This is a genomic window from Pseudomonas mosselii, from assembly GCF_003205295.1.
GTDB classification, from domain to species: Bacteria; Pseudomonadota; Gammaproteobacteria; order Pseudomonadales; family Pseudomonadaceae; genus Aquipseudomonas; species Aquipseudomonas mosselii_B.
This window is the reverse complement of sequence record NZ_QJRP01000012.1, coordinates 1-13,526: the sequence shown is the minus strand read 5'-3', so window position 1 is coordinate 13,526 and position 13,526 is coordinate 1. Positions and strand designations below refer to the sequence as shown.

At 65.5% G+C, this 13,526-nt stretch carries 6 protein-coding genes; 3 read left to right on the top strand and 3 right to left on the bottom strand.

The features are described from left to right. The first annotated feature begins 88 nt into the window (after window positions 1-88). Both DMX06_RS13440 and DMX06_RS13435 read left to right on the top strand, forming a co-directional pair. Window positions 89-7,483 carry an Ig-like domain-containing protein gene (locus DMX06_RS13440; RefSeq protein ID WP_258378854.1) on the top strand — a complete coding sequence of 2,465 codons (7,395 nt, stop codon included), beginning with the start codon at window positions 89-91 and terminating at the stop codon, window positions 7,481-7,483. Between the two features lie 62 nt (window positions 7,484-7,545). Then, on the top strand, window positions 7,546-9,042 hold the full coding sequence (locus tag DMX06_RS13435; protein WP_110737814.1) for a TolC family protein: 1,497 nt from the start codon (window positions 7,546-7,548) through the stop codon (window positions 9,040-9,042). 32 nt (window positions 9,043-9,074) lie between these two features. Here the strand turns inward: DMX06_RS13435 and cysC are convergent, their stop codons facing one another. The 3 genes from cysC to DMX06_RS13420 are packed head-to-tail and all read right to left on the bottom strand — an operon-like array spanning window position 9,075 to window position 11,585. Further along, entirely contained in the window at window positions 9,075-9,650 is a 576-nt protein-coding gene (cysC, locus tag DMX06_RS13430; RefSeq protein ID WP_110737812.1) for an adenylyl-sulfate kinase, read from the bottom strand. A 56-nt stretch (window positions 9,651-9,706) separates the two neighbouring features. Beyond that, window positions 9,707-10,723 (bottom strand): hypothetical protein, encoded by a 1,017-nt coding sequence (locus DMX06_RS13425; protein WP_181427824.1) that lies wholly within the window; start codon window positions 10,721-10,723, stop codon window positions 9,707-9,709. After that, the gene (locus tag DMX06_RS13420; protein WP_110737810.1) at window positions 10,713-11,585 is read right to left on the bottom strand and encodes a LysR family transcriptional regulator; all 873 of its coding nucleotides are present in this window, start codon (window positions 11,583-11,585) and stop codon (window positions 10,713-10,715) included. Before DMX06_RS13420 ends, DMX06_RS13425 begins: the two co-directional genes overlap by 11 nt. Before the next feature lie 149 nt (window positions 11,586-11,734). On the opposite strand from DMX06_RS13420, the gene DMX06_RS13415 reads away from it, so the two are divergent. Further along, window positions 11,735-13,291 (top strand): MFS transporter, encoded by a 1,557-nt coding sequence (locus DMX06_RS13415; RefSeq protein ID WP_110737808.1) that lies wholly within the window; start codon window positions 11,735-11,737, stop codon window positions 13,289-13,291. Window positions 13,292-13,526 lie beyond the last annotated feature (235 nt).

The following is a 13,526-nucleotide window of genomic DNA, read 5'->3' as shown; positions in this document are numbered from 1 at the left end:
CGTCCGTTCAGGATTTCCAAACAAGGACAGGCCGTCCTCATCGCAAGGACGGCGATACAACCAGCCCCCAGGGCTGAGCGAGGGCATCATGGCATTCTGGAAACGCGGCAAGGACACCCACACACCCAACGTTTCCGCGAGCCGGCCCAGCCTGATCCAGGCCCTGGAACCGCGAATGATGTTCGACGCCTCGGTGGGTGTGGTCGCCGACCAGGGTGCCCAGGCGGTCGAGGCGGCCGCGGCTGCCACCACGGCCAAGGACACCAGCGCCGCCAGCGACGCGGCCAGCACCCGCGACAGCGCCACCCACGAGCCGGTCCACGAGGCGGCGCCGGCCACCGCGCCGGTCACGGCGACGTCGGGCAACCATGAAGTGGTGTTCGTCGACTCCGCCGTCAGCGACTACCAGAAGCTCATCGCCGGCTTGCCCGCCGGGGTCGAGGTGGTGGTGCTGGAGAACGGCAAGGATGGTTTCAAGCAGATCGCCGATTACCTCGATGGCCGCAACGACGTGACCTCGATCGATATCATCAGCCACGGCGACAAGGGTTATGTCTACCTGGCCGGCAACGCCATCTGGGCCAACCAGCTGGCCAACCATGGCGCGGACCTTGCGCGTATCGGCAGCAGCCTGGCGCCGGGCGGCGACATTCGCTTTTTCGCCTGCAATACCGGCGCAGGTAGCGACGGCCAACTGTTCGTCAACGAAGTGGCACGGCTGAGCGGTGCCGACGTCGGCGCTTCGTCCGACTCCACTGGCAACCGCGCTGGCGAGGACTGGGCACTGGAGACCGTGTCCGGCGTGGTGGCCAGCGGTGTGGGCGTGCAGCGTGGCAACCTGTCGGCGTTCAGTACCTCGCTGGCAACTATCACCGTCACCAGTGCCGATGCATCGGCCATCACGGGCGATGGCCAGGTATCCCTGGCCGAGGCCATCCAGGCCGCGAACAACGACACATCGGTGGATGGCTCGGCCGCCGGCAGCGGCAACGACATCATCGTGTTCCACCAGAACCTGAAAGGGCAGACCATCCGCTGGTCCTCGGCCACGGCGCTGGCGGTGACCAGCAACATCACCATCAACGGCGATGTCGACGGTGACGGCAAGGGCGACATCATCCTCAGCGGCGATGTCAACAACAACGGCAGCCGCGATACCCTCGAAGCCTCGGGCCTGCAAAGCAACGGCGGTGGCGTGCTGACTGTGCGCAACCTGGATTTCCGTCATTTCTCCAGCAACATCGCCGGCGGCGCGATCCGCGCCAATGGCGGCTCGATCACCGTCGAGGATTCCAACTTCGAGAGCAACGCCGGCACGGTGATCAACTCGGCGACCACGGCGGGATCCACCGTGGTGGTGCGCAACACCACGATCCACGACAACAGCGCCAGCATCGTCGGCGGCACCTCCATGTCGACCCTGGTGCGTCTGGGCGGCAGCAACAACCACGTGCTGGAAAACGTGGCGATCTACAACAACACCGGCACCTACGGCGCTACCGGCAACGTGGCGGCCGGTTCGATCATCGTGCTGGGCAACAGCGGCGGCACGGTGCGCATCACCAACAGCACCGTGGCCAACAACGTGTTCCTCAACACCAGCACCGGCAGCATCACCTCGGGCGGCCTCGGCTGGGCCAGCGGCCAGGCCGGCACGGTGACGGTGCAGAACAGCATCTTCACCGGCAACACGGTGAACGGCACCCAGCTCGATGCGGCCACCAATGGTGGTGTCGGCGGCGGCTACACCAGCACCACCAACCTGATCGGTACCGCAGTCAACTTCGTCAACACCGCCACGGGTGACTACCGCTTGGCCAGCAGTGCCAGCAACGCCATCGATCAAGGCACCCTCGCCGGTGCACCGCTTACCGACCTGCGCGGCTTCGACCGACCCCGTGGTGGCGGCATCGATATCGGCGCCTACGAGGTGCTGTACTCGGCGCCACCGGTAGTCGACCTGGACACCGGCACCGGCGGCAACGACAGCACGGTCAACTTCACCGGCAGCCCGGTGGCCATCGTGCCGAACCTCAGCCTCACCCAGACCGACGGCGACACCCAGGTCAGTGGCGCGACCCTGACCCTCGGTGGCGTGCTTGACGGCGGTAACGAAACCCTGTCGCTCAGCGCCGGGCAGATCGCCACGGCGGCCAGCTACGGCATCACCATCACTGGCTCCGGCACCACAGTGCTGTCGCTCAGCGGCGTGGCCACCCTGGCCCATTACCGTTCGATCCTCGCAGCGGTGACCTACGGCAACAGCACCGTGGCCTGGACCAGCGGCACCCGCAGCGTGACGGTCAGCGTCAACGATGACATGGGCAGTACCACCCGCACGGCCTCGGTTGTGGTCCAGCCGGCCAACGCCGTGCCAGTGATCGCCAACCTCAACGGCGACAGCCAGACCTACTCTCAGGGCGCAGGCCCCGTGCTGCTCGACAGCGGCGGCAATGCCACGGTCACCGACAGCGATTCGGCCGACTTCGCCGGCGGCAACCTCACCGTGGCGGTCAGCGGCAATGGCGTGGCCGGCGAGGATGTACTGGGTATCCGCAATCAGGGCAACGGCGCCGGACAGATTGGCGTCAGCGGCAACACAGTCAGCTACGGCGGCGTAACCATCGGCACTTATGCCGGAGGCGCGGGCGGTGCCAACCTGGTACTGACGCTCAACGGCAACGCCACGGCCGCGGCGGTCCAGGCGGTGGTGCGCAACCTCACCTACGACAACAGCAACGCCGCCAACAGCATCGGCCAGGCCACCCGCACCCTGTCGGTCACCGTCAACGATGGCGACGGCGGCACCTCCAGCGCGGCGTCGGTTTCCGTGGCCATCCACGAGACCGTCCCGCCCACCGCGACCATCACCCTCAGCGACACGGCCCTGAAAGTGGGCGAGACCGCGACGGTGACGATTACCTTCAGCGAGGTGGTGAGCGGTTTCACCAATGCCGACCTGACCGTGGCCAACGGCACCCTGAGCGCGGTGTCCAGCAGCGACGGCGGCAAGACCTGGACCGCGACCTTCACCCCGACCAACAGCATCACCAACGCCAGCAACGTCATCACCCTGAACAACGCCGGTGTCACCGACCTGGCCGGCAACGCTGGCGCCGGCACTACCAGCTCGGCCAACTACAGCATTGATACCGTGCGCCCGACCGCGACCATCGTGGTCACCGACACCAACCTGGCTATCGGCGAAACCTCGCAGGTGACCATCACCTTCAGCGAGGCGGTAAGCGGCTTTACCAATGCCGACCTGACCGTGGCCAACGGCACCTTGAGCGCGGTGTCCAGCAGCGACGGCGGTATCACCTGGACGGCGATCTTCACCCCGACCAACGCCATCACCGACGCGACCAATCTCATTACCCTGGACAACACCGGGGTGACCGACCTGGCGGGCAACGCAGGCAGTGGTACCACCAACTCGAACAACTACGCCATCGACACCGTGCGCCCGACCGCGACCATCGTGGTGGCTGACAGCAACCTGAGCATCGGTGAGACGTCGCAAGTCACCATCACCTTCAGCGAGGCGGTGACGGGCTTCACCAATGCTGACCTGACCGTGGCCAACGGCACCTTGAGCGCGGTGTCCAGCAGTGACGGCGGTATCACCTGGACGGCGACCTTTACCCCGACCAGCGCCATCACCGACGCGACCAACCTCATCACCCTGGACAACACCGCAGTGACCGATGCTGCCGGCAACGCCGGTGCCGGCACCACCGACTCGAACAACTACGCCATCGACACCGTGCGCCCGACCGCGACCATCGTGGTGGCCAACAGCAGCCTGGCCATCGGCCAGACGTCGTTGGTGACCATCACCTTCAGCGAGGCGGTGACCGGCTTCAGCAATGCCGACCTGACGGTGGCCAACGGCACCTTGAGCGCGGTGGCCAGCAGTGACGGCGGCATCACCTGGACCGCCACCTTCACCCCATCGAGTAGCATCACCGACACCAGCAACCTGATCACCTTGGACAATACCGGCGTGACGGACCTTGCGGGCAACGCTGGCAGCGGTACCACCGATTCGAACAACTACGCCATCGACACCGTGCGCCCGACCGCGACCATCGTGCTGGCCGACCCCAGCCTGACCGTGGGCGAGACCACTACGGTAACCATCACCTTCAGCGAAGCGGTCACCGGCTTCACCCTGGCCGACCTGACTGCGCCGAACGGTGCCCTGAGCGGGCTGTCCAGCAGCGACGGCGGCATCACCTGGACGGCCACCTTCACCCCGACGATCAACGTGCAGGACGCCACCAACGTCATTACCCTGAGCAACACCGGGGTGAGCGACCTGGCCGGTAACGCCGGCTCCGGCACCACCAACTCCACCAACTACACGGTCAGCACCCTGCAGCCAACGGCTACTGTGGTGGTGAGCAACCCGGCCCTGCGCGTGGGGGACACCAGCCTGGTGACCTTCACCTTCAGCGAGGCGGTAAGTGGCTTCACCAATGCCGACCTGACCGTCGCCAACGGCACCCTGAGCGCGGTGTCCAGCAGCGACGGCGGTATCACCTGGACCGCCACTTTCACCCCGACCGGCAACATCACCGACAGCACCAACCTGATCACCCTCGACAACAGCGGCGTGGTCGGCGCGAGCAGTGGCAATGCCGGTTCCGGCACCACCAGCTCGAACAATTACGCCATCGACACCCAGCGCCCGACCGCGACCATCGTGGTGGCCGACAGCAACCTGGCCGTCGGCCAGACGTCGCTGGTGACCATCACCTTCAGCGAGGCGGTGAGTGGCTTCACCAATGCCGACCTGACCATCGCCAACGGCACCTTGAGCGCAGTGAGCAGCAGCGACGGTGGTCTGACCTGGACGGCGACCCTGACCCCGGCCGCCGGTATCACCGACACCAGCAACCTGATCACCCTGGACAATACCGGCGTGACGGACATCGCGGGCAATGCCGGCACCGGTACCACCGACTCGAACAACTACGCCGTCGATAGCCAGCGCCCGACCGCCACCATCGTGATCGCCGACAGCAACCTGACCGCTGGCGAGACCACCACGGTGACCTTCACCTTCAGCGAGGCGGTGTCTGGCTTCACCAACGCCGACCTGACTATTGCCAATGGCACGCTGAGCACCGTGAGCAGCAGCGACGGAGGTATCACCTGGACTGCCACCTTCACTCCGAGCGGCGGGGTACGGGACCTCAGCAATGTGATCACTCTGAACAATACCGGTGTCAGCGACATGGCCGGCAATGCCGGTGTCGGCACCACCTCGTCGGCCAACTACACGGTCGACACCGTCGTCCCCACGGCCACCGTCGTGGTCGCCGACACGGCCCTGCGCGTTGGCGAGACATCACTGGTGACCATCACCTTCAGTGAAGCGGTCAGCGGATTCACCCTGGCCGACCTGAGCGTGGCCAACGGTACCCTGAGCGGGTTGAGCAGCAGCGATGGCGGCATCACCTGGACCGCGACCCTGACCCCGGCCGGCAATGTCGAAGACACCAGCAACCTGATCACCCTGGACAATGCCGGCGTGGTCGGCGCGAGTTCCGGCAACGCCGGGATAGGCAGCACCGACTCCAACAACTACGCCATCGACACCCGCGCCCCCAGCGTGACCAGCGTCGGAGGCCCAGCCGGGGTTTCCTACAACGCAGGCGACACCTTGGTGTTCGTGGTCAATGCCAGCGAAGCAGTGCAGGTGGCGGGCTCGCCGCGCCTGGCCCTGGATATCGGCGGCCACACGGTGTTCGCCGACCTGGTGGCCGGGGCCGGTACCACGACCCTGGTGTTCCAGTACACCATCCAGCCCGGCGACAACGACAGCGATGGTGTCACCATCACCGGGCTCACCGCCAATGGCGCGACCCTCACCGACGCCGCGGGCAACGCCATGAACCTGGCCCTCAATGGCGTGGTCGACACCCATCAGGTACTGGTCGACACCCAGGCGCCGACAGCGGTCGGTATCGTCACCCTCGATCCGTCACCGAGCAATGCACAGAGTGTGCGTTTCACGGTGACCTTCAGCGAACAGGTCAACGGTGTCGACCTGGCCGATTTCACCCTGGTCGCCAGCGGCTCGGCCTCCGGCACGCTCAGTGGCCTGCAAGCGCTGGGGGGTGGTGTCTATGTGATCACTGTCAGCGGCGTCAGCGGTACCGGTACCTTGGGCCTGAACCTCAATGGCAGCGCGACCGGCATCACCGACGTGGCCGGCAACGCGCTGGTCGGCGGCCTCACCGGTGCCGTGTACGGCATCGACCGTGACGCCCCCACGGTGGACAGTGTCAGTGTGCCGGTCGGTGTTCCCTACAACACCGGTGATGTGCTCACCTTCGTGGTCAACACCAGCGAAGCAGTGGTGGTCGACGGTGTACCCCGTCTGGCCCTGGATGTGGGCGGGCGTACGGTCTACGCCGATTTCGTAGCTGGCTCGGGCACACCGACGCTGGTGTTCCAGTACCAGGTCCAGGTGGGCGACAACGACGCCGATGGCATACAGGTGCTTGGCTTGTCGGCCAACGGCGCACGCCTGCACGACAGCGCCGGCAACGCATTGACGCCGGCACTGAACAATGTCGGCGATACCCATGGCGTGGTTGTCGATGGCACCTCGCCGACGGTGGCGTCGATCGTCGCCAATTCTTCGCCGACACCGGGTAGCCAGTCGTTTACCGTGACTTTCAGCGAGAACGTCAGCGGTGTCGACCTGGGCGACTTCGAACTGGTAAGCAATGGCAATGCCAGCGGCACTCTGCAATCGCTGGTACGCCTCGACGGTCGTACCTGGCAGGTCAACGTCGGCGGCGTGGCCGGTGCCGGCAGCCTGGCCCTGGCGCTCAAGGCCAGTGGTACCGGCATTACCGATGCCGCGGGCAATGCCCTGGTCGGCGGCTTTACCGGGCAAGGCGTGGCTCTACAGTCGAACGACGGCGATCCGCAGTTCCGTGCCTACCCGCCGGCGCAACCGGTGCAGGTCAGCCCGGGCACGCCCATGACGGTCTCGCCCGTGCCGGTGACTGCGCCTTTCCAGTCCCCGCTTTTGCCACAGCCGTTGTTCGATGTTCCGACATCGGGTGGCGGGTTGCCGGCCTTGGGCAATCTCTTTATTCAGAACGGAGCGCTGGCGCCGAGCTACCTGGCCCAGGTATTCGTCGGCCACCAGGGTGAAAGTGCTATCGGCAATGGCTCGGGCTCCGGATTCCTTGGCTTTGGTGGTGGGGACGCCAGTGTCTTCGGGGCTAGCAGCCTGGCCAACATCTTCGACAAGACGCTGCCGGATGACGGTGGCCAGTTCGAGCTCAGTGGCGGCAAGCCGTTCCGCCAGGGCGCAGAGGTGGGGTCAGGCAAGGGTTTGACCGGGGCTCCGACCCTGGAGCAGCAACTGCAGGCCTTCCGGGAGGGGGAGCAACGTCAGGCCAGGCAACTGGCGCAGGCGTTGGGGCAGGTAGAAGTACCCGCGCCGCAGGCATGAGCCAGCGGACGCAAGCTATCCATTAGAAGAACAGCAGTGCCGTACCAAGGGGGCGGACAGGGATGAGCAAAGCATCGAGGATTTTCGCGGTAAGCGTGCTGGCACTGGCGGTGACGGGGTGCGCGGTCAAGACCCAGCCCATCGACCGCAGCGTCAGCGAGCAGCGTGCAAAGGCCGACCTGGCCAGCATGTTCAAGGGCCAGGAGGCGCTGCACGGGCCGTTGACGTTGCACCAGGCCATGGCCAGGGCGGTCAAGTACAACCTGGAGGCCCGCCTGAAGGTCATGGAGGAGGCCCTGGCCCAGCGCCAGGTCGACCTGGCCAGCTTCGACATGCTGCCACGCATGGCCCTGTCGGCCGGTTATGCCGGGCGCAGCAACGTCAGCGCGTCGAGCAGCCGCAGCGTGCTGACCAACACCCAGTCCCTGGAACCGTCGACCTCCCAGGACCGTGACCGCGACGTGGCCGACCTGACCATGGTGTGGAACGTGCTCGACTTTGGCGTCAGCTACGTCAGCGCCAAGCAGCAGGGCGACCAGCGCCTGATCGTGCAGGAGCGTCGGCGCAAGGTGGTGCAGACCATCATCCAGGACGTGCGCTCGGCCTATTGGCGGGCCGTGGCTGCCGAACGCCTGCTCAAGCAGATCGATGCGCTGATGGTGCGCGTCGACCAGGCCAGGGACAACAGTCAGCGTCTGGGCGAGCAACGCATCGGCGATCCGATCCAGGCGCTCGGCTACCAGCGAGCGCTGATCGAGGCCACCCGCCAGCTGGAAGAGCAGCGTCGGGCCTTGTCGCTGGCCAAGACCGAGCTGGGCGCGTTGATCAACCTGCCGCCCGGCACCGAGCTGACCCTCGCCGCCACCGACGACTACAGCGTGCCGGAGTTGAAGGTGGCGTTGGAGACGCTGGAGCAGCAGGCTCTGGCGACCCGCCCCGAGCTGCGCGAGCAGGACTACCAGGCACGCATCAGCGCCGCCGAAGTGCGCAAGTCGATGCTGCGCATGTTGCCGGGGCTGGAGTTTTCGGCCGGAGGTCACTACGACAGCAACAGCTTCCTGATCAACCAGCATTGGGCCGATTATGGCGTGAAGGTCACCTGGAACCTGTTCAACGTGCTGTCGGGGCCTGCCTCCATAGATGTGGCCAAGGCCGGCGAGCAGGTGGTCGAGGCGCGGCGCCAGGCCATGTCCATGGCTATCCTGGCTCAGCTGTACGTGGCCAACGCCAACTACAACGAAGCCCGTCGCCAGTTCACTACCAGCCAGCAACTGGTGGCCCTCGACCAGCAGATCGTCGAGCAACTGCGTAACCGTCACCAGGCCCAAGGGATCGGCGAACTCGAATTGATCCAGGGCGAGCTGAATGCACTGCAGGCCGACCTGCGTCGCGATTTGGCTTATGCCGAGCTGCGCAACAGTTATGGCCAACTGTTCGCCAGCGCCGGTCTCGACCCGTTGCCGCAGAGCCTGCCTTCCAATGAGCTGGCCGATATTGCCCAGGCCTTGAGCAACAATGAGGCGCGCTGGCAGCGTGGCGATATCGCCCCGGGCAGCTGAGCGCAACCAGCAGGCGCGGGGCCAGCCCGCGCCTACTGCGGTTGGTACAGTACCCGCTGCTGTACGTACGCCAGCAGTTGCGCCGTTGCTATCGGCAGCGGCACGTGTGCCGTCTCCACCACCAGTTCCGGTCGCTCCGGCACTTCGTAGGGCGCATCGATCCCGGTAAAGGCCGCCAGCTCCCCCGCTCGGGCGCGGCGATACAGGCCCTTGGGATCGCGGGCCTCGCAGGTGGCCAGATCAGCGTTGACGTGCACCTCGTGGAAGCCCGCCTTGCAGGCCTGGCGTGCGGCGGCGCGCCCCGCGCGATAAGGTGAGATCAACGCGGCGATGCAGATCAGCCCGGCATCGGCGAGCAGCGCCGCCACCTCGGCTGTGCGGCGGATGTTTTCATGGCGATCCTCGGGTGAGAAACCCAAGTCGGCATTTAGCCCTGTGCGTAATACATCACCGTCGAGCACGTAGCAGCCATGTCCCAGCTCATGGAGCTCTCGGGCCAGGGCCTGGGCCAGTGTCGACTTTCCCGCGCCTGAGAGTCCGGTAAGCCAGATGACCGCGCCAGATCGGGCACGTGCCGGTGGATGTTCATCGCTTCCTGCGTGATGCACCTTGGGCGTCTCCGAAAGGGGGAGGGGCCGAGTGTACTGCGCGGCGTGGTGGTATGTCAGTGGCCGGAAAACAGCAGCTGGGCAACGCCTGGATCGGTCAGCAGGCGGGCGGGGTCATGGCCAATGCCCGGCAGTACGTACTGGCGATGCGCGAGCGCTATCGACCAGCGCTGTGAAAGTAAAGCCTCGTAGCGCAGGTAGTTGAGTTGCCGCTCGACCCGGTCACGACCCTGGGCCTGGGCTGCACAGCTGCGGTCCATGATCCGGCTGTGCGGGTGACGGTCGCGCTCGCCGACCAGGTAGGTCACGTCGCGTGCGGCGTAGCGGCTGAGCACCTGACGGGCATCGAGATGCTGCGTGGCGAAGTAGTCCGGTGCGCCCGGCAGGCCATAGCGGTAACGGTCGTAGTCGGGGCACTGCGCGGCAGCTAAAGGGGCGAAGCCTTCGCCAAGGGGGCGGTTGGCATCCAGGTACAGGTAGGTGGAGGGGCTGGCGACAATGTAGCGCACATGGATACCAAGGGCTCGCAGCGCCTGGTCGCCCGTGCCGAGCAGCGTGTAGCGCTGCAACAGTTGGCCGCCGGCGGAATGACCGATCAACGTGATGTCTTCAAGGTGTGGAAATCGATGACGATCGCCAAGGTAGGCGAGAAGGTCGTCGAGCACCGCGAATGCTGAGATGCCGGTGCGTCCGGCCACGGACTCGTGGCCCTGCAGCCATTGGCTTTTTACCCACAAGGGCGCAGTGGGCGTTGTCTGGGGATCGTCTTCGCTGAAGAAGCGGGGGGCCAGCAGCAGCGTGTCATCCTGGGTGAGTCCCGCATTGCCGAGCAGGATCAGGCCGTTGCGATAGTAGTGGTCGGCATCACGGTGCACGCCATGGAGCACGATCACTGCGTGTTGGACCGGCAGGAGGATGTCGAGCCTGACATTGGCATAGGTGAAGAAAGGGTAGGGCGCAGGCTTGCCCAGCGCCATCGTCTGCATGGCGTCGCCGGCCCACGCGGGCCAGGCCAGGCAGGCGAGCAACGCCAGCAGCACCCGATAACCGGTACGTAGTTGATCATTTGGCACCTTGGCGCACTCCTTCTATATAGCGCAGCACTGCGGGCGACTTTTCGAAGCGGCGGTGCACCAGGCTCAGCCATGAACTTGCCTGGGCGTCGGCGATGGGCCGGTAGTTGACCTGGGGCAAACTGATACGCTGGACCACCGACGCCGGTACCACGGCCACGCCCTGGCCCAGTGACACCAGGGTGAGCACCGCCACCAGGCTGCCCGGTTGCGGCCCCAGGCGCGGGGTGAAATTGCCCTGGGTGGCAATTGCCAGTGTGCCGGAGATCTGCTCGGGCAAGATGAAGGTTTCGTCGGCCAGGCGTGAGGCCGGGATGGTCTTCAGTTCGTTGAGGCGCGAGCTGGCCGGTATCGCCAGGACGAAACCTTCCTGATGCAAGGCGACGGCTTTCAGGGGCTGCGGCAGCTCCATCGGTGAACGCAAGTAGGCGAGGTCGAGCTGCCCCTCGTCGACAAGAGAGGGGAGCTCGAGCATGGGCACTTCGCGAATGTTCAGCTGTACGTCGGGATAGGCCTGGACAAACCGACTGACCTGTTGCTGCAGGGTACCGGAGTAAGCTGCAGAGGCAACGTAGCCGAGTTCGATCCTCCCACTGTCGCCGCGACCTGCACGCTGCGCACCCAACTGTGCTGCGTCGAACTGCTGCACCGCCTGTTCGGCCTCGGTAAGCAAGGCATGGCCGGCGGCGGTGAGGCTTACCTCGCGCTGGCTGCGTTCGAACAGCCGCACTCCCAGCTCACGCTCCATGTCCTGGATCTGCCGGCTCAGGGTCGGCGGGGCGATGCCCAGTTGCTCGGCGGCGCGGGTGAAGTGGCCGTGGCGGGCGACGGCAAGGAAGTAGCGGAAGTGACGTATCTCCATGGGGCCTCGTTAGCCAGGCGCTAATGACGCGGGACGTGCTGGCTAACAAGCCAGGTGCCCGGCGGCGTTATGGTGAAGGCAACACTACAAGGCTGGCGTCGTGGCGGTAAAGCGGCGACGACCCGCCTGCTCTTTATAACGGAGCCTTCATGCCTGCCGCCGCCTCACCACGCTTCACCCTGTTCACCGCCTCGGCGGTGTGCGCCTTGATCATCCTCGACACCAACATCGTCGCGGTCAGCCTACCCAGCATTGCCCGTGATCTGTCCGGCTCGTTCAGCGACATCGAATGGGTGGTCAGTGCGTATTTGCTGGCGTTCGCTGCCTGTCTGCTACCCGCTGGCAGCCTGGCCGACCGCTTCGGCAGGCGGCGCATGCTGCTGCTCGGCCTGGCGCTGTTCGGCGCTGCCTCGCTGGCGTGCGGCGCCGCGCCCAGCCTGTTGTTCCTTGATCTGGCTCGCGCAGCCAAGGGCATCGGTGCCGCGTTGTTGCTGACTGCCGCGCTGGCCGCCATCGGCCACCGTTTCCATGCGCCGCAGGAACGCATGCGGGCCTGGGCCTTCTGGGGCGCCTGCATGGGCGCGACCATCACCTTCGCGCCGCTGCTCGGTGGGCTGATCGCCAGTACCTTGGGCTGGCGCTGGATCTTCTATATCAACCTGCCGCTGGTGATCGTGCTGGCGTTCATGGTCGTAAGCAGTATCGAGGAGTCCCGCGACGGTTCGGCGGCGCGGTTCGATCCACTGGGCAGCCTGACTTTCGCCGGTGGCCTGGGCAACCTGACCTGGGCCTTGATCGACGCCAATCGGGTTGGTTGGGATAGCGCCCCCACGTTGGGGCGTCTGCTGATCGGCGTGTTCCTGCTTGGTCTGTTCGTGATGGTCGAGCGCAGCCAGGCGCGGCCGATGGTCGACCTCGGCCTGATGCGCAGCGGGCGTTTCATCGGTGCCTTGCTGGGGATGTTCGCCTATGCCGCCTGTGCGCAGGTGATGATGACCTTGCTGCCGCTGTACCTGCAGAGCGGTTTGCAGCTCTCGGCCCTGGCCGCGGGCGCGGGCATGCTGCCGTTCGCCGTGGCCATGCTGCTCACGCCTCGGCTGGGCATGCGCATGGCTGCGCGCCTGTCGCCGGCCCAGGTGTTCGCATTGGGGTTGGTCCTGGTAGGGGGGGGCAACCTGGCCTGCGCCTGGGCCACCGGCCAGAGTGGCTATGCCGCGTTCGCCCTGGCCAGTGTCGTGCTGGGCGCCGGAGCCGGGCTGCTCAATGGCGATACGCAGAAGAACATCATGGCCTGCGTGCCGCGTGAGCGCACCGGTATGGCTTCGGGGCTGAGCACCACCACGCGCTTCGGGGCCATCGTCCTTGCCATAGGCATTCTCGGCGGCATCCTTGCGGCGCGCAGTGGGCAACTGCTGCGCGACGCCCTGACGATCCAGGCACCCGAGGCGTTGGGTGTGGCGGGGGAGATGGCTACGCGGGTGGCAGCGGGGGATCTGCATGCCGCGTTGGCGTTGCTCGACCCAAGGCTGAGAGAGGTGGCGGCACCACTGGCGCGCCAGGCGTTCATCGGCGGCTTCGAGGCGGTGCTGTGCAGCGCTGGTGTCGCGGCGCTGATCTTTGCGGTGCTGGTGGGGGTATTGCTGAACAAGCCCTTGCCGATCGGGGAGGCTCCTCATCAGACAGCGCCGGACATTGCAAATATATGAAATAAACGGTTGACGGGCTTTCAGATCCCCTTATAATGCGCCCACTTCCGACGTAGTCGAAACGGAAAACCTTTTGTTAATCAATAGGTTGAATGTTTCAGGTAGTATCGGAGGTGCTTCGATCATCTGATCGGCAGCGGTGAAAAAGGCAGTTGACAGCAGGTTGTAACGCTGTATGATTCGCCTCCCGCTACGAGAGATCGCAGCGAGTCAAGTGTTTGAAGTTGAACGAAAA